We start from the raw sequence: 14,805 nt of genomic DNA on the forward strand, positions 1-14,805 counted from the left end.
GTCAGCCGATGACCCCGCGCTGACCGCGGGCGTCGTCGTCGCCGTCTGCAGGACGGATCGGCGGCTTCGGCTGCGGCGGGGCGCCCGGCGTCGCGGTGCCGCCCGCGGCTGCCGCGCTGCCGGGTGCGGCGGTGTCGTCGGACGCGGCGGAACCCGGCGGGTTGAAGCGGGGGTCGTCGCCCTCGGCGTCGAGTTGCGCGAGCTCCTCCTCGAGTCGGCGGATGCGCTCGTCCTGGTCGGAGATCGTGCCGATGCGTCCGAGGAACTCGGGGTCGTCATCGGGAGCTCTGCGTGCAGCGACCGAAGGGGCGCGCCCGCGGCCCACGATGAGCCAGAGGAGTCCGCCCAGCACGGGCAGCAGGACGACGATGAGGATCCAGACCGGCTTGCTCACGCCGCGGTGGCGGGTCGGGGGCTGGACCGCGCAATCGACGATGGTGAAGACCCAGAACGCGGTCGCCACCAGGGCCAGAATCAGCAGCACCCGAGGCATCTTCCCATCCTAGGCGGGCGGGGCCCCGAGTGGGCGTTCGCGGGCGCTCCGTGACGCAACCGTCGCAGAAGCGGCCTCCGCGACGGAACGTAGGATGGATGGGTGAAAGCGCGCTCTGCCATCGTCTACTCGGTGCTGCGGCTGCTGGCGTTCCTCGTGCCGTTCGGCATCCTGATGCTGTTCCCGATCATGCGCGAGTACTACTGGCTCGCCGCCATCTTCGCCGCCCTCATCGGCCTGAGCCTCTCGGTGCTGTTCCTGCGCAAGCCCCTCGACGACGTCACGTCGGGCCTTGCCGAGCGCCGCGCCCAGGCGCGTTCCGCGGCGAGCGACGAGGAGGCGGAGGATGCCGCGGCCGACGCCGCCGCCCCTGCCACGCCCGACGGCGAAGCCCCCGGCCCCCGCGCCTGACGATCTCGCAGACTCGAGGCGTTTCGTCTGCGGGCGCCAGAGCGCCCTCCGCTCAACGACCGGCACTTTGACACCCGGTCGTTGAGCGAGCTTGCGAGTCGAAACGCCCCGAGCCCGACGAAGGACTCAGGGGCGCAGCATCCGTCAGCCGATGAAGGCCCACATCAGGAAGGCGCCGTAGGCGACCGACGTCAGCGACGTGAGGCCGAGGGCGACGACGAGCTCGCGGGGGTCGCGGTAGGTCCACACGATGAGGATCGCCGGCGCACCGGCCAGCAGCGCGAGCAGCGTGAGCCAGGCGATCGGGTACCCGATCCATGCCAGGAACGCGGCGATGGCGAACGCCGCCAGCAGGAACACGGTGAACAGCCAGCGCGTCGCCGTGCGGCCGATGAGCACGGTGAGCGTCCGCTTGTGCGCGGCACGGTCCTGGTCGATGTCGCGCAGGTTGTTCGCCAGCAGCACCGCGCAGGCGATGAGGCCCACGCCGACGGCGCCGAACCAGGCCTCCTGCGGGAGCGCGAAGGCCTGCACCCACGTCGTGCCGAGTGTCGCGACGAGACCGAAGAACACGAAGACGAAGAGCTCGCCGAGGCCGTAGTAGCCGTAGGGGCGCTTGCCGCCGGTGTAGAACCACGCGGCGAGGATGCAGACGGCGCCGGCGGCGATCAGCCACCACTGCTGCGTGCGGATGGTGATGGCGAGTCCGGCGATCGCCGCGATCGCGAAGAAGGCCAGCGCGACGATGAGCACGGTGCGCGGCTTCACCTTGCGGCCGGCAGTGAGACGGGCGGGGCCGACCCGGAAGTCGTCGGTGCCCCGGATGCCGTCGCTGTAGTCGTTGGCGTAGTTGACGCCGATCTGCAGCGACACCGAAACGATGAGGCAGAAGAGCGCGATCACCCAGTGGAAGACGTCCACCACCAGGATCGCGGCGCCTGTGCCGACGAGGATGGGCGTGATCGCCAGGGGCAGGGTGCGCAGGCGCGCCGCACCGATCCAGTCGCGCGCGGTGGGCTTCGCAACGTGCGCGGGGTCGCGCGAGACGTGCGCCTTCTGCGGGTTTCCGCGGGGCGGCTGCTTCTTGTGTCCGGCGGTGGTGCGCTTCTTGCTCGGAGTTCCTGCCACGAATGCACATCTTAGGGGCCGAGTTGATGTGACACCTGCTCGGGTCACCCCCCTGACGGATGTCGGCGCCCGGGGCGAGGATGAAGCCCATGCTGAGCATCGGATCCATCGTCCTCACCGTGGAGGACATCTCACGCGCCGGCGACTTCTGGCGCGCGGCCCTCGGCTACGTCAACCGCAACGAGCCGGGCGATGACTGGGTGATCCTCGATCCGCCGGGAAAGGCGGACTGGTCGGCGCCCGGTGCGAGCCTCGCGCTGTCGGTCACCGGGTACCCGCAGCACTACCCGCCGCGGATCCACCTCGACCTGTACGCCGAGGACCAGGCGGCCGAGGTGCAGCGCCTGCTCGGGCTCGGCGCCCGCGAAGTCGACTGGCACGACTACCCCGACGACGCCGACTGGATCGTCCTCGAAGACACCGAGGGCAACCGCTTCTGCGTCGTCGACACCGGCCCGTACCCGCGGGGCTGACCCCCGGTCGCTGCCCCGCACGCCGGTCGCCGAACTGTCGAAGCGCGCGTCAGTGCAGGGCGATCACGGCGCGGCGGATCGCCTCGCGGTCGGGCTTTCCCGAGGGGAGCGCCGCGAGCTCGTCGACCAGCACGAGTCGCGACGGACGGGCGTGTGCGCCGATCTCGGCCTGGACGGCGGCGCGCGCCTCCTCCAGCTGCACCGCTTCGCTGCGCCGCAATGCCTCGCCCCGGGAGGCGACGACGACGGATGCCTCGCCCCACCGCTCGTCGGGAATCCCGACGACGACGGCGAGAGCGAGGCCCGGGATCCCCCGCACGATCCGCTCGACGCGGTCGAGCGAGACGTTGATGCCGCCCGAGACGATGACGTTGTCGATGCGGCCGCGCACGCGCAGGACCCCGTCTTCGAGGAGTCCCGCGTCGCCGGTGCGGTACCACCGGGATCCGTCGCGGTCGCGGAGGAACGCAGCATCCGTCAGTTCGTCGTTGCCGAGGTAGCCGTCGGCCAGTGTCGGTCCGGAGACCTGCACCTCGCCGCGCTCGATTCGCAGTCGCACGTTGCCCAGGGCCACGCCGTCGTACACGCAGCCGCCGCTGGTCTCGGTGGAGCCGTAGGTGCGCACGATGCGCGCGCCGGCGGCCTCGGCGCGCTCGAAGGTCGCGGCGGGGAGCGCCTGGCCCCCGACGAGGATCGTCTCGAAGGAGCGCAGCGCCGCGAGAACCGAGGGGTCGTGCTCGGCCGCGTCGAGCAGCTTCGACAGCTGCGCGGGGACCAGCGAGGTGTAACTCGGCACCCGCTCGCCGTGCTCGGTCGACACCATCATGAGCGCGGCCGCCGAGAACGCCTGCGGAGTGAAAGCCCCCGCGAGGATCGCGGGCTCGCGATCGGCGACCAGGGAGCGCACGAGCACCTGCAGACCCGCGACGTAGCTCGCCGGCAGCGCCAGCAGCCACGCGCCGTCGCCGATGCGGTCGGCGGTCGACAGGGCGCTCGCGGTGAGCGCGTCGCGGCTGAGGACCACGCTCTTCGGGATGCCGGTGGACCCGGACGTCGTCACCACCACCGCGGTGCCCGCCCGGACTTCCCCGGGGAGTCCGCTGACGAGGCCGAGGCCGAGAGCCGGTCCTGCGCCGTGCAGCGCACCGCGCAGGCCCCGCAGGATCTCGCGGGGGTCATCGCCGATGACGGGGACGAGCTTCATCGCGGGCGCCGGGTCAGAAGTGCCAGGGGTAGGGCGACCAGTCGGGGTCGCGCTTCTCGAGGAACGAGTCCCGACCCTCGACGGCCTCGTCGGTGCCGTAGGCGAGGCGCGTGGCCTCCCCCGCGAACACCTGCTGACCCACTAAGCCGTCGTCGACCGCATTGAACGCGAACTTCAGCATGCGGATCGCGGTCGGCGACTTGGTGAGGATCGTGCGGGCCATCGACACGGCCTCGCGCTCGAGGTCGGCATGCGGCACGACCCGGTTGACCGCGCCCATCTCGTAGGCGCGCTGCGCCGAGTACTCCTCCGCGAGGAAGAACACCTCGCGCGCGAACTTCTGCCCGATCTGCCGCGCGAAGTACGCAGAGCCGTAGCCGGCGTCGAACGAGCCCACGTCGGCGTCGGTCTGCTTGAACCGGCCGTGCTCGGCCGAGGCGATCGACAGGTCGCACACGACGTGCAGCGAGTGCCCGCCGCCCGCGGCCCAGCCGGGGATCACGGCGATGACGACCTTGGGCATGAACCGGATGAGCCGCTGCACCTCGAGGATGTGCAGCCGGCCGGCCCGGGCCTGGGCCTCGGCCGGGACGGCCGTCTCGTCCTCGGAGTACTTGTAGCCGTCGCGCCCGCGGATGCGCTGGTCGCCGCCGGAGCAGAACGCCCAGCCGCCGTCCTTCGGGCTCGGCCCGTTGCCGGTGAGCAGCACGACCCCCACGCGCGGGTCCTGGCGAGCGACGTCGAGGGCGCGGTAGAGCTCGTCGACGGTGTGCGGGCGGAAGGCGTTGCGCACCTCCGGCCGATCGAACGCGATGCGCGCGATGCGGCCGTCCTTCGAGACGTGGGCGGTGATGTCGGTGTAGCCGCCGTCCGGCTGGCCGGGGGCTGTGGCCCACTCGTCTTCGTCGAACAGTTCCGAAACGCTCACTCGGCCAGCCTACGGCGGGCGCCGTGCGGACGTCATGTGCAACCGGACACCGGCAGCCGGGGCCTAGCCTGGATCGGTGACTTCGACTCTTCGCGCCGTGGCGGCTGCCGCGGCATCCGCTGCCCTGCTGTTCGCCCTCGCCGCCTGCTCGTCCGGCGCCCCGGAGGCGGCGCCGACGGCCTCCGACACGCAGGCCGTGCAGGTCAGCGACGCGGCGTGCGCCGACGACGCCGGCATCACCGTGGCCGTGGACGCCTCCGCCCTGGGCGAAGACGGCAAGCAGTGGTGCATCGAGACCGATGAGGCCCTCGTCGCCGCCGATGCGTTCACGCTCGTGAATGTCACGACCGAGGGCACCGAGCAGTACGGCGACCAGGTCGTGTGCCGCGTCAACGGCGTGCCTGCGGAGGACCAGGCGATCACCGCGCCCGACGGCTCGGAGTACTTCGAGACCTGCAAGACGATGGCTCCGGAGTACGCGTACTGGTCGCTGTGGGTCAAGCCCGCGGGCGGCGAGTGGGACTACGCCCAGGAGGGCGCCTCGACCCTCGAACTCGAGCCGGGCGAGGGTGTCGAGCTGCTCTTCACCCTGAACGGAGAGCCGGCAGCGCCGACATCCTGACATGACGTTCCGACCCGGTCCCCTGCGAGCCGCGGCGATCCTCGCCGCAGGGTTCGTGGCGGCCCGGGTCGTCTACCGCGTCCTCTTCCACGGCGCCGACGGCGACGGCTTCGTCCTGCTGGACCTTCCGGCGGTGCGACTGCCGTCGCCGTTCGCGCATGTGGTGCTGCTGGGTCCCGTCACGATCGATGGACTGTGGGATGCCGCCGCCAGCGCCCTGCCGATCGCCCTCACGATCCTCGCGTTCGGGGTGGTGAACGCCCTCGTCGACCTGAACCGCGTGCTCGCGCCGGCCTCGCGGCGCGGGCCGCTGCGCGGCATCGCACGGGCGCTCGCGATCGCCGCGGCCACCCTCCCCTCGCTCGCCGACGGCGCCCGCGCTGTGCGGTTCGCGCAGCGCCTCCGCGGCGAGCGCGGCGGGGCACGGATGCTGCTTCCCCTGCTGGAACGAACACTCGAGCGCGCGGGGGCCGTGGCCGCCGCCCTCGAGCTGCGCGGCTTCGCGGGACGGGGGCTCGACGGAGACTGTCTCGCACCGGTCCAGGCCGAGGGTGTGGAGATCGGTTTCGGCGACGGCGCTGCGAGACGAGGCATCCGTCTTCCGCCCTCGCTCGAGCTCCCGGCGGGGACGCTCACCCTCGTCGCCGGGCCGACCGGGTCGGGCAAGTCGACGCTGCTGCGGGCGATCGCGGGCCTGCACACGCACACCGACGGCGGCTGGATCGCGGGGTCGTTGTCGGTCGTCGGCCGCGAACGCGCGACCGTGCCCCCGCGCGACCTCGCGGAGCGCGTGGGCGTGGTGCTGCAGCATCCGCGTGACGCGTTCGCCACCGAGCGGGTGCGCGACGAGATCGGGCTCTCGCTCGAGCTGCGGGGCGTCGCGCCCGTTCTCGTGACCGCGCGCGTGGCCGAGATCGCCGGCCGGGTCGGCGTGACGGCGCTGCTCGACCGCCCCACGCGCGGGCTCTCGGCGGGCGAGGCCACTCTGGTGGCGATCGCCGCCGCGATCGTCGAGCACCCCATCCTCTTGCTCATCGACGAGCCGCTCGCCGATCTCGACGCCGACGCGCGGGTGCGGGTCGCCGGGCTCCTGGATGCCCTCGCGCACGAAGCCGGCATGTGCGTCGTGGTGGCGGAGCACCGCGTCGACGCGCTCTCCAGGATCGCCGACACGGTGCTTCGGATCGACGGCGGCGAGGTCGCAGCGGTCGGCCCCGATGAGCCGGGTTCGGGGCGCACGGCGGACGTTCGGGGCGCATGGGATACGCCCCGAACGCACGGGCCGCGCCCCGAAACCGGCGAACCGGGGGATGTCGTGCTGCGCGCCCGCGGAATCACGGTGCGCCACCGCGACACGGTGGCCGTAGCGGGTGCAGACATCGAACTGCGCGCCGGCGAGATCGTCGCACTCGTCGGGCCCAACGGCGCCGGCAAGTCGAGCCTGTTCGCCGCGCTCGCACTTCCCGCGCGGGCAGCGGACATCGAGTCGGCCGGTCAGGTTTCGCTGGTTCCGGATGCCTCGGACGACCTGTTCGTGTCCGACACAGTCGCCGCCGAATGCCGGCGGGCGGACCGTCGGGCCGCGCGCCGCGACGCGGGTGCGGCGCCGGGGACCGCGGCACGGTTCGCCGGGTTCCTGGGTCTCGACCCCGACAGCCCGGCCCTCGCCGCACGGCTGGCGCGGCATCCACGCGACCTCTCTGCGGGTGAGCGACGCTGCCTCGCGCTGGCGATCCAGCTTGCGGGCGCGCCGCGCGTCCTCATGGTCGACGAGCCGACGCGCGGCCTCGACCCCGCCGCCCGCGACATGGTCTGGGCGGCGCTGGCCTCGCTCGCCGCCGCCGGCACCGCAGTGCTCGTGGCCACACACGAGCCCGATTTCTCCGCCCGGGCCGACCGGACCCTGACGATGAACGCCGGTGTTCTCACCGACGCCCCGTTCGTAACTCAGGATGAACGCGCAGCCGCCGCGCGCGAGGCACGGAACTCCGCGGGCGCACAGGCCAGCCGCACGAACGGTCCTGAATTGCGAACGCCGGAACGGCCGCACCGGCCGACCTCACGCGGCCGAGACCGCCGGGAGTCCCCTCGCGTGGATGACCTCGCGCCCACCGCCTCCCCGTCCGTAACTCAGGACCGATCCCTGCGGCCCTCGAGAGACCCGCAGGAATCGGGACCCGTCCATTCCGGCTCCGCGAACCGTCCTGAATTGCGGACAGGGAACACGGCCCGGAGGCGGCGTCGGCTGAAGGCACTGCCGGTCGCGACACTGGCGGCCGCGAATCTCGTCGCCTTCGGGGCGTTCTGCTGGCCGCTGGTCGCGACCGCCGTGCCCGAGCAGGCCCACGCGGCGGTGCCGATCGCGGCGCTCGCGCTCGTGCCCCTTGCAGCGCTCGTGGTCGTGGCCACCCTCGACGGGAGCGTGCGGTCGGCGCACATGCTGGCGCTCCTCGGCACGCTCGCCGCGATCGGCGCGGCCGTGCGCATCGCAGGCACGGGCGTGGGCGGCGTCGAGGCCGTGTTCATCCTGCTGATCCTGGCGGGGCGTGCCTACGGCGCGAGGTTCGGCATGCTCCTCGGCATGGCCACGATCGCCCTGTCCACCCTGATCACGGGCACCTTCGGCCCATGGACGCCGTTCCAGATGTTCGCGTGCGCGTGGGTCGGCGCGATCGCGGGACTCCTCCCCCGGCGGATCTCCCGCGGGAGCGAGATCGCGATGCTCAGCGCCTACGGCGTCGTCGCCTCGTACGCGTTCGGCCTGCTGATGAACCTGTGGTTCTGGCCGTTCGCCGTCGGCTACGGCACCGGCATCTCGTACGACGGCAGCGCGCCGCTCGACGTGAACCTCTCGAGCTTCCTGCTGTACTCGCTGGTCACCTCCACCCTCAGCTGGGACACCCTCCGCGCGATCACCACCGTCATCGGGCTGGTCGTCGTGGGTCGCCCGATCCTCGCGGCCCTGCGCCGCACCAAGCCCCTGCAGGTGCCCGCGGCATCCGTTCGTCCCGTCGCCGGCCACGTGGTCGACCGATCCCCGCGAGACGTCACAACAGCACCGTGAGCGCGGCTGCTTCGGTGCTGTCGTGAGGTTTCACCACGATCCGTGCGGACCGCGAAAGAGAAGCACGGATGCGGCGGCCCGCAGCATCCGTCGCTCGCGCGCTCGTCCGGGTCAGACCGAGAAGTACTTCGCCTCGGGGTGGTGGAAGACGAAGGCATCGGTGGACTGCTCGGGGTGCAGCTGCAGCTCCTCGCTGAGCTCGACACCCATGCGCTCGGGGCGGAGGAGCTCGACGACCTTGCGGCGGTCCTCCATGTCGGGGCACGCGGGGTAGCCGAGGGAGAAGCGGGCGCCGCGGTACTCGAGCTTGAAGAGGCCCGCGGTGTCGGTCGGGTCCTCGTGCGAGAACCCGAGCTCCGAGCGGATGCGGGCGTGCCAGTACTCGGCGAGCGCCTCGGTCAGCTGCATCACGAGCCCGTTGAGCTCGTAGTAGTCGCGGTACTTGTCCTCGGCGAAGAGCTTCGCCGTGACGGAGTCGATGTTCGCTCCCGCGGTCACGAGCTGCACCGGCATCACGTCGACCTGGCCCGACTCGCGCGAGCGCACGAAGTCGGCGAGGCACAGGTGGCGGTCGCGGCGCTGGCGCGGGAAGTGGAAGCGCAGGCGGTCGCTGCCGAGCGTGCCGCCCGACCCGCCGTCGGGGGCGAGGAGGCCGGCTGCGCCGAGCGCGCCCGAGGGGTCGTCGCCGTGGTGCAGCACGACGACGTCGTTGCCCTCCGACACGACCGGGAAGAAGCCGTACGCGACCGACGCGTCGAGCATGCCCTCGCCGAGGATGCGGTCGAGCCAGTACCGCAGCCGCGGCCGGCCCTCGGTCTCGACGAGCTGCTCGTACGTGGCGCCGTCCTCGCCGCGGCCGGGCTTGAGGCCCCACTGCCCCATGAACGTCGCGCGCTCGTCGAGGAACGCGGCGTAGTCGTGCAGCGCGAGGCCGCGGACGATGCGGGTGCCCCAGAACGGCGGGGCGGGGACGGGGTTGTCGGATGCCACGTCCGAGCGTGCCGGCATGGCCTCGGGCTCCGTGAGCGTGAGCTTGGAGCCGGCAGCGTGCCGCCGCTTCTTCAGCGCCGGCAGCCCGACGGATGCGGGATCGGCGCCGCGCGCGATCTTCACGAGCGGGTCCATGAGCGCGAGCCCCTCGAACGCGTCACGCGCGTAGCGCACCTCGCCGTCGAACAGCGAGGCGAGGTCGTCCTCGACGTAGGCGCGCGTGAGGGCCGCGCCGCCGAGGATCACCGGCCACTTCTTGCCGAGGCCCCGCGACGTGAGCTCCTCGAGGTTCTCCTTCATCACGACCGTCGACTTCACGAGCAGGCCCGACATGCCGATGACGTCGGCGTCGTGCTCCTCGGCCGCCGCGATGATGTCGGCGATCGGCTGCTTGATGCCGAGGTTGATCACGTCGTAGCCGTTGTTGGTGAGGATGATGTCGACGAGGTTCTTGCCGATGTCGTGCACGTCGCCGCGGACGGTCGCGAGGATGATGCGGCCCTTGCCCGAGGCATCCGACTTCTCCATGTGCGGTTCGAGGAGGGCGACCGCGTTCTTCATCACCTCGGCCGACTGCAGCACGAACGGCAGCTGCATCTCGCCGGCGCCGAACCGCTCGCCGACGATCTTCATGCCCTCGAGCAGGTGGTCGTTGATGATCTGCAGCGGCGCCAGCCCGCCCTCGCGGGCGAGGTCGAGGTCGGCTTCGAGGCCCTTGCCCTCGCCGTCGATGATGCGGCGTTCGAGCCGCTCCCCCACCGGCAGCGCCGCCAGCTCGGCCGCGCGCTGGTTGCGCAGGGCCGCGGTGTCGACGCCGGCGAAGAGGTCCAGCATCCGTGCCAGCGGGTCGTACGTGACGTTGCCGTCGGCGTCGTATTCGCGACGGTCCCACACCAGGTCGAGCGCGACCTTGCGCTGCTCCTCCGAGATCGAGGCGAGCGGCACGATCTTCGCGGCGTCGATGATGCCCGAGGTGAGACCGGCCTCGACCGCTTCGTGCATGAACGCGGAGTTCAGCACGCTGCGGGCGGCCGGGTTGAGGCCGAACGAGACGTTCGAGACGCCGAGCGTCGTGTTGATGCCCGGGTACTTCGCGGTGATCTGCCGGATCGCCTCGATCGTCTCGATCGCGTCGCGGCGGGTCTCCTCCTGGCCGGTCGCGATCGGAAAGGTCAGGCAGTCGACGATGATGTCGTTGACCCGCAGGCCCCACTCGCCGACCAGCTCGTCGATGAGCCGCGTCGCGATCTGCACCTTGCCCTCGGCCGTGCGGGCCTGGCCGTGCTCGTCGATCGTCAGCGCGACGACCGCGGTGCCGTGCTCCTTGACGAGCGGCATGATGCGGCCGAAGCGGGAGGTCGGGCCGTCGCCGTCCTCGTAGTTCACGGAGTTCACGACGGGCCGGCCGCCGATGAGCTCGAGCCCGGCGGCGATGACCGCGGGCTCGGTCGAGTCGACGACGAGCGGCAGGGTCGAGGCGCTCGCGAAGCGCGAGACGACCTCGCGGATGTCGGCGACGCCGTCGCGGCCGACGTAGTCGATGCACACGTCGAGCAGGTGCGCGCCCACGCGGATCTGTTCGCGCGCGATCTCGACGCAGTCGTCCCACCGCTCCTCGAGCATCGCCTCGCGGAACGCCTTCGAGCCGTTCGCGTTGGTGCGCTCGCCGATCGCGAGGTACGAGGCGTCCTGCTGGAACGACACGTGCTGGTAGAGCGAGGCCACGCCGGGGTCGAGATCGATGGCCCGGTCGCCGAGAGCCCGCACGGGAAGCGCGCGCTCGCTGCCTGCGCCGGGTTCGGCGCGTCTCGTCTCGCTTCGGTCGCCCGACGACCGGAAGTCGGCCAGGCGCTCGACGACCGCGGCGAGGTGCTCGGGCGTGGTGCCGCAGCATCCGCCGACCAGTCCCAGCCCGAACTCGCGCACGAACTGCTCGTGCGCGGTCGCGAGCTCGACGGGCGTGAGCGGGTAGTGCGCGCCGTTCGCCCCGAGCACGGGAAGCCCGGCGTTGGGCATGCACGCGATCGGCACCGTCGCGTGCTTCGACAGGTGCCGGAGGTGCTCGCTCATCTCGGTCGGGCCGGTGGCGCAGTTGAGGCCGATCGCGTCGACGCCGAGCGGCTCGATGGCCGTGAGCGCCGCGCCGATCTCGGAGCCCATGAGCATGGTGCCGGTGGTCTCGACGGTCACCTCGACGAAGATCGGCAGACGGATGCCGCGGCTCACGATCGCCTGACGACAGCCGTTGATGGCGGCCTTGGTCTGCAGCAGATCCTGCGAGGTCTCGACGAGGAACGCGTCGGCCCCGCCGTCGATGAGCCCCTCGGCCTGCAGCGCGAAAGTCTGCTTGAGGTTGTCGTACGTGGTGTGCCCGAGGCTCGGGAGCTTCGTGCCCGGGCCCATCGAGCCGAGCACCCAGCGCACGCGGCCGTCGACGGCCTCGGCGGCCTCGACGCGCTCCCGCGCGATGCGTGCACCCTTCTCGGCGAGTTCGGCGATGCGGTCGACGATGCCGTAGTCGTCGAGGTTCGACCAGTTCGCACCGAACGTGTTCGTCTCGATCGCGTCGACGCCCACCGCGAGGTACGCGTCGTGGATCTCCCCCACCACGTCGGGGCGCGAGACGTTGAGGATCTCGTTGCACCCTTCGAGGCCTTGGAAGTCGCCGTCGATCGACAGGTCGTAGCGCTGCAGCATCGTGCCCATCGCGCCGTCGGCGATGACGACGCGCTCACGCACGCCGTCGAGCAGCTGCTGCGAGCGCTCGGGTCGCGCAACCCCGTCGATGTCGAGGGCGAACCGGGGTGCGGGCGGTGCGGCGGTCACCTCGGCGATTTTAGTCGCCGGGGTCTTCGGCGTCGCCCTTCGTGACGGACACCGCAGTCCGTGCCCGATGCGGACGCTGGTCCGGCCCCGCCCAGGTCCGCGGGTGCGGGCGAGGCCGGGAGGGACGGATGCTGCGGCCCGGCGCAGGGCGCCGGGTGGCAGCATCCGTCCCTCAGAACGTCAGGCGTTCTTGGCGTCGCGCCAGCGCAGCCACGAGCGGATGAGGTCGTAGTCCCAGTCGGGGCCCTGGAAGCCGATGGTGAACAGGCGCACGCCGGCGTCGTAGAGGCCGTCGGCGTGGGCCTCGTCGCGCTGGTGCAGCTCGTTCGAGATGACGAGGTTCGAGGCGTCGGTCTGCTCGCGCTCGGCCCACTGCTCTATGACGTCGAGCTTGTGAGGCAGATCGCTCGCGCGCACGTAGCTGTGCCAGATGTCGGCGTGCCTGGCGACCAGGCGCAGGGTCTTCTGCTCGCCCGCGCCGCCGATCATGACCGGGATGTCGCGGGTCGGGGCCGGGTTGAGCTTCTGCCACCGCGCCTCGATGCGCTCGAGTCCGGCGGCGAGGTCGTTCAGGCGCGAGCCGGCGGTGCCGAACTCGTAGCCGTACTCCTCGTAGTCGCGCGCGAACCAGCCCGATCCGGTGGCGAAGATGAACCGGCCGACGCCGTCCTTCGCCGAGATGTGGTCGATCGTGCGGGCCATGTCGGCCTGGAGGTCGGGATTGCGGTAGCTGTTGCAGTTGACGAGGGCGCCGAATTCGACCCGCTCGGTCTGCTCCGCCCACGCGGCGAGCATCGTCCACGACTCGAAGTGGAGGCCGTCCGGGTCGCCGCTGAGCGGGAAGAAGTGGTCCCAGTTGAAGAGGATGTCGACGCCCATCTCCTCGAGGCGGAGCACCGCGTCGCGGAAGGCGGAGTAGGGAGCGTGCTGGGGCTGCAGCTGCACGCCGAGGCGCACGGGAGTATCGAGGAGGGGCATGGGGAAAGCGTACGGCCGGCGGGAGGGAGCGGTCCTCGTTCGAGGGAATGCGCCGAGATGCGGACCGTACCCCGGGGTTCGGTCCGCATCTCGGGTCAGATCCTCAGTTGAGGACGCGTGATGAGCCCCGGCGCGCACGCGCCGCCTTGAGCGCGGCATCCACCGTGTCCCAGATCGCGACACCCGCGATGACGAAGCCGACGATGATCGCGATGATCTGGCCGACCTCGGCGCCGTCGTCGGGGATGATCGTCGGGAAGTACGCGGGATTGATCAGGCGCCCTTCGAACAGCAGCCACAGCGCGGGCACCGCGATGACGAGATTCAGGATGCCGTTCGCCACCGCGAGACCGATGGTCCAGCGTCCGATCGCGTAGACGACGACCGCGAGCACGGCTTCGAGGGCCATCACGGCGAACAGCCCCAGGATCCACCAGGGCCAGAGTCCCGGGTCGAGGAACGACAGCCCGGGCTCCGTGGGCACGAAGCCGATGAACAGGTCCCACAGCACGACCCCGACCATGATCCCGAGGAACGCCAGCGACGTGATCATGTCGCCGAGGCCGACGCCCTTCTGGCGCGGCTCGGGCAGCTGGTCGGGCGTCCAGGGCTGGCCGGTCATCGTCTCGTGGCCGGTGCGCTCGAGGATGACGAAGACGAGCGTCGTCCAGAACGCGAGGTGCACGACCACCGAGAGCAGCAGCGGAACGAGTGCGCCGATGATCTCGCCGAACGAGGCGCCGTCGAGCACCATCGCGAGCGAGACGCCGAAGGCGGCGCACGCGGGCACGACGTACAGCAGCAGCTTCAGCAGCCGCCACCAGTCGAGGAAGTACCGCGGGCCGACGAGCCACAGCGGGCGGTCGGTGTAGCCGGCGGCGAGCTTGTCGGGGTCGCCGAGTTCGGTGAGCACGGCACGCTCGGCCGTGTCGCGCGGCTCGCCCTGCTCGACGCGGGCCTCGACCTGGTCGTCGATCGACGCACGCAGCTCGGCCGCGAGGTCGGCGCGCTGCGCCTCGGGCACGGTGCGCATCGCCGCGTCGACGTAGCGGTCGGTGAGGGTGGCGGTGGTGGTCATGTCAGTTCTCCTCGGGGAGGGCGCCGATCGCGACGGCGATCGCGCGGAAGTCGTCGGTGAGGGCGCCGGCGAGGCGGAGGCCGGCGTCGCTGGTGCGGTAGAACTTGCGGGGACGGGACTCGTCGGTGTTCCACTCGCTCGTGAGGAACCCCTGCTTCTCGAGGCGGCGCAGCAGCGGGTACAGCGTGTTCGCGTCGGTCGGGAAGCCGCGCTTGCCCAGCTCCTCGAGCAGCCCGTACCCGTACCCCGGCGTCTCGAGCAGCCGCAGGCACGCGAGCACGATCGTGCCGCGCCGCAGCTCCTGCAGGTGCGTCTCGAGGACCTCGGTTTCGCTCATGCCTCACACCATACTGTGTGTCACACACTATAGTCAATGACACTTTATAGTTCAGATCAGAACTGGGATGCTGAGGGCACCGCGAGACGGGAGCCCCGATGTCCGAGAAGCCGAGTCGCTGGATGCGCCTGAAGTGGGCCGTCTTCGGGAAGCCCGTGACCCACGAGGAGTATCGGAGCGCACAGTCCTCCTCGTACCGCGATGCCCGCGTGGTCGGGCACTACGAGACACGCGACGCGCGATTCCACGCCGGCGGATTCTGAGTCCGCACCG

Annotated in this window: 13 protein-coding genes; 5 read left to right on the top strand and 8 right to left on the bottom strand. The window is 71.4% G+C overall.

The genetic code is table 11. The features are described from left to right. Position 1 precedes the first annotated feature (1 nt). Positions 2-493, bottom strand: a complete 492-nt coding sequence (locus Q9R33_RS00225) for a PLDc N-terminal domain-containing protein (RefSeq protein WP_311292485.1) — start codon at positions 491-493, stop codon at positions 2-4. 102 nt (positions 494-595) lie between these two features. Here Q9R33_RS00225 and Q9R33_RS00230 point away from each other — a divergent pair, with 102 nt between their 5' ends. Next, positions 596-904 carry a DUF4229 domain-containing protein gene (locus Q9R33_RS00230; protein WP_056368898.1) on the top strand — a complete coding sequence of 103 codons (309 nt, stop codon included), beginning with the start codon at positions 596-598 and terminating at the stop codon, positions 902-904. A gap of 144 nt (positions 905-1,048) precedes the next feature. On the opposite strand, the gene Q9R33_RS00235 is transcribed toward Q9R33_RS00230, so the two are convergent. Then, positions 1,049-2,032 carry a 1,4-dihydroxy-2-naphthoate polyprenyltransferase gene (locus Q9R33_RS00235; protein WP_310245032.1) on the bottom strand — a complete coding sequence of 328 codons (984 nt, stop codon included), beginning with the start codon at positions 2,030-2,032 and terminating at the stop codon, positions 1,049-1,051. Between the two features lie 89 nt (positions 2,033-2,121). Here Q9R33_RS00235 and Q9R33_RS00240 point away from each other — a divergent pair, with 89 nt between their 5' ends. Continuing rightward, entirely contained in the window at positions 2,122-2,505 is a 384-nt protein-coding gene (locus Q9R33_RS00240; protein WP_056368894.1) for a VOC family protein, read from the top strand. A 49-nt stretch (positions 2,506-2,554) separates the two neighbouring features. Here the strand turns inward: Q9R33_RS00240 and Q9R33_RS00245 are convergent, their stop codons facing one another. Further along, the gene (locus Q9R33_RS00245; protein WP_310245031.1) at positions 2,555-3,709 is read right to left on the bottom strand and encodes an AMP-binding protein; all 1,155 of its coding nucleotides are present in this window, start codon (positions 3,707-3,709) and stop codon (positions 2,555-2,557) included. A 13-nt stretch (positions 3,710-3,722) separates the two neighbouring features. Further along, entirely contained in the window at positions 3,723-4,637 is a 915-nt protein-coding gene (locus Q9R33_RS00250; protein ID WP_311292486.1) for a 1,4-dihydroxy-2-naphthoyl-CoA synthase, read from the bottom strand. A 76-nt stretch (positions 4,638-4,713) separates the two neighbouring features. Between Q9R33_RS00250 and Q9R33_RS00255 the strand changes: the two genes are divergently transcribed. Beyond that, entirely contained in the window at positions 4,714-5,259 is a 546-nt protein-coding gene (locus Q9R33_RS00255) for a hypothetical protein (RefSeq protein WP_056368889.1), read from the top strand. 1 nt (position 5,260) lies between these two features. Beyond that, positions 5,261-8,323, top strand: a complete 3,063-nt coding sequence (locus Q9R33_RS00260; protein WP_311292487.1) for an ATP-binding cassette domain-containing protein — start codon at positions 5,261-5,263, stop codon at positions 8,321-8,323. 111 nt (positions 8,324-8,434) lie between these two features. On the opposite strand, the gene Q9R33_RS00265 is transcribed toward Q9R33_RS00260, so the two are convergent. The 4 genes from Q9R33_RS00265 to Q9R33_RS00280 form a co-directional block, all read right to left on the bottom strand. Next, positions 8,435-12,139 (bottom strand): homocysteine S-methyltransferase family protein, encoded by a 3,705-nt coding sequence (locus tag Q9R33_RS00265; protein WP_311292488.1) that lies wholly within the window; start codon positions 12,137-12,139, stop codon positions 8,435-8,437. A 180-nt stretch (positions 12,140-12,319) separates the two neighbouring features. Next, positions 12,320-13,117 (bottom strand): LLM class F420-dependent oxidoreductase, encoded by a 798-nt coding sequence (locus Q9R33_RS00270; protein WP_311292489.1) that lies wholly within the window; start codon positions 13,115-13,117, stop codon positions 12,320-12,322. Positions 13,118-13,220: 103 nt separating this feature from the next. Beyond that, positions 13,221-14,195 carry a permease prefix domain 1-containing protein gene (locus Q9R33_RS00275; protein ID WP_311292490.1) on the bottom strand — a complete coding sequence of 325 codons (975 nt, stop codon included), beginning with the start codon at positions 14,193-14,195 and terminating at the stop codon, positions 13,221-13,223. A gap of 1 nt (position 14,196) precedes the next feature. After that, a complete protein-coding gene (locus Q9R33_RS00280; RefSeq protein WP_056368878.1) occupies positions 14,197-14,532 on the bottom strand; it encodes a PadR family transcriptional regulator in 336 nt (111 codons plus the stop codon). A gap of 98 nt (positions 14,533-14,630) precedes the next feature. Here Q9R33_RS00280 and Q9R33_RS00285 point away from each other — a divergent pair, with 98 nt between their 5' ends. Next, positions 14,631-14,795 (top strand): hypothetical protein, encoded by a 165-nt coding sequence (locus Q9R33_RS00285; protein WP_162239851.1) that lies wholly within the window; start codon positions 14,631-14,633, stop codon positions 14,793-14,795. Positions 14,796-14,805 lie beyond the last annotated feature (10 nt).

The sequence above is a fragment of the Microbacterium sp. PRC9 genome, from assembly GCF_031844125.1.
Classification (GTDB): domain Bacteria; phylum Actinomycetota; class Actinomycetes; order Actinomycetales; family Microbacteriaceae; genus Microbacterium.

Coding starts and splice junctions, on each gene's coding strand:
- Q9R33_RS00225 (WP_311292485.1), bottom strand. CDS start 493: ATGCCTCGGGTGCTGCTGATTCTGGCCCTGGTGGCGACCGCGTTCTGG.
- Q9R33_RS00240 (WP_056368894.1), top strand. CDS start 2,122: ATGCTGAGCATCGGATCCATCGTCCTCACCGTGGAGGACATCTCACGC.
- Q9R33_RS00245 (WP_310245031.1), bottom strand. CDS start 3,709: ATGAAGCTCGTCCCCGTCATCGGCGATGACCCCCGCGAGATCCTGCGG.
- Q9R33_RS00260 (WP_311292487.1), top strand. CDS start 5,261: ATGACGTTCCGACCCGGTCCCCTGCGAGCCGCGGCGATCCTCGCCGCA.
- Q9R33_RS00270 (WP_311292489.1), bottom strand. CDS start 13,117: ATGCCCCTCCTCGATACTCCCGTGCGCCTCGGCGTGCAGCTGCAGCCC.
- Q9R33_RS00275 (WP_311292490.1), bottom strand. CDS start 14,195: ATGACCACCACCGCCACCCTCACCGACCGCTACGTCGACGCGGCGATG.
- Q9R33_RS00280 (WP_056368878.1), bottom strand. CDS start 14,532: ATGAGCGAAACCGAGGTCCTCGAGACGCACCTGCAGGAGCTGCGGCGC.
- Q9R33_RS00285 (WP_162239851.1), top strand. CDS start 14,631: ATGTCCGAGAAGCCGAGTCGCTGGATGCGCCTGAAGTGGGCCGTCTTC.